Annotated in this window: 1 protein-coding gene and 1 pseudogene; both read left to right on the top strand. The window is 43.5% G+C overall.

What is annotated here, in order from left to right; genetic code table 11:
* Positions 1-672, top strand: a pseudogene (locus B4K20_RS04135) (exodeoxyribonuclease I); the annotation flags it as partial.
* Between the two features lies 1 nt (position 673).
* A partial coding sequence (locus B4K20_RS04140) for a B12-binding domain-containing radical SAM protein (protein WP_289281996.1) occupies positions 674-2,015 on the top strand: 1,342 nt, incomplete at its 3' end.

Below are 2,015 nucleotides of genomic sequence, written 5' to 3' on the forward strand. Positions count from 1 at the left end.
GATCCTACCGATTTAATAGAGCTTGATGCTGAGACCTTACAACAACGTTTATTCACCCCTTCGGCTGAGTTGGCTATCGGCGTGGAGCGTCCTGCACTGAAAACAATACATATCAATAAATGCCCGGTGGTGGTACCGGTAGCCACGTTAAATGATGCTGCAGCCCAGCGCTTGCATATTGATCGTGCTCAACATCAAAAACACATGGATATGCTTAATGCAGCTGGTGATTTAACAGAAAAACTCTCGCAAATATTCAGCCCTAAACCATTTGATCCCGTATCCGATCCTGATGCCAGTCTCTATAGCGGTGGTTTTTTCAGTGATAATGACAAACGCAAAATGGAGATAATTCGTTCAGCTGAACCTGATATGTTAAAGACCTTATCTATTCCGTTTGAAGATCCACGCCTGGCGGAAATGTTATTTCGCTATCGTGCACGAAACTGGCCTGAGTCATTGAGCTCGGATGAGCAAGAACAATGGCTGCAGTACCGTCAACAACGTTTGGCAGATGATACAGCCAGCCCTATTCTGAATTTTTCAGCGTTTTATGCCGCTCTGGCCGAGGCCAGACAACAAGATTTATCTGAAAAACAGCAAACGGTTCTCACCGACTTAGCTCATTACAGTGCGCAATTAGCCGCTGAGTTGGGTTATCAGACAACATAATATGACTCAGCAATACGACATCCTGCTTACCACGCTTAATGCCCGCTATATGCACTCTGCATTTGGGTTGAGGTATTTACTTGCCAACTTGGAAGAACTTGAATCAAAAACCAAAGTGATCGAGTTCACTATTCAGGAACAAACACTCAATATTGCTGAGCACCTGTTGCAGCATCAGCCTAAAATTATTGGCTTTAGTGTATATATATGGAATATTCGTGAAATCAGTGACATTGTTACCGTCATTAAACAAATATCACCCGACACCGTTATCGTGCTTGGTGGGCCGGAAGTCGGCCATTACCCGGATGTACCAGATATCTGTGAGTTAGCTGATTTTGTGATCAGTGGTCCGGGTGAAAAAAGCTTTCGTGAGCTGTGCCGCCAAATTTTAGATAAAGCACGGCCTGAAACAAAATATATTGATGGTATCGCTACTGAGTTAGCTGAATTACAACTGCCCTACCACCTCTACAATGAAGAGGACATTCGTAACCGACTGATTTATGTCGAAGCATCACGCGGCTGTCCGTTTAAGTGTGAGTTTTGTTTGTCGGCCTTAGATAAAACAGCAACCGCCTTCCCGCTGGAATCATTCCTGGCTGAAATGGATGCCTTATGGCAACGCGGCGTGCGTAACTTTAAATTCATCGATCGGACCTTTAACCTCAAGGTCTCCACCAGCATTCGCATTCTGGAGTTTTTTCTGGAGCGTATGACAGATGATTTATACCTTCACTTTGAAGTCGTGCCTGATAATCTACCTGATAAATTAAAAGAGGTATTAACGCGCTTTCCCCCACAAAGCCTACAATTTGAGATTGGTATTCAGACATTTGATAGTGATATCCAAACACTGATCAGCCGCAAACAAAACAATGATAAGACTCGCGAAAATATCCGCTGGCTACGCGAACATACTGGTGCTCATTTACATACCGATCTGATTTTTGGCTTGCCCAGTGACACATTAGATAATTTCGCTGACAGCTTTAATCAACTAGTCTCACTCAATCCCCATGAAATTCAACTAGGCATTCTCAAACGCTTAAGGGGCGCACCACTCAACCGTCACAATGATAACTATGCCTTAAACTATAACCCGCAAGCACCCTATAATATTTTATCTACTAACACCGTCGACTTTATGACGATGCAACGGGTCAATCGCTTTGCTCGCTTTTGGGATATGATTGGCAACTCAGGTCGCTTTATTAATACGTTGCCATTGATACTTGCTGATGATGCCTTTGCTCGCTTTATGCTGGTGTCAGACAGACTTTTCGAGATTAGTGGCAGTACGTGGAAAATTGCACTCAAACGTCTGTTTGAATTGTTATTTG

Origin of the sequence: Methylophaga sp. UBA5088, from assembly GCF_002414625.1 — a bacterium.
Classification (GTDB): Bacteria; Pseudomonadota; Gammaproteobacteria; order Nitrosococcales; family Methylophagaceae; genus Methylophaga; species Methylophaga marina.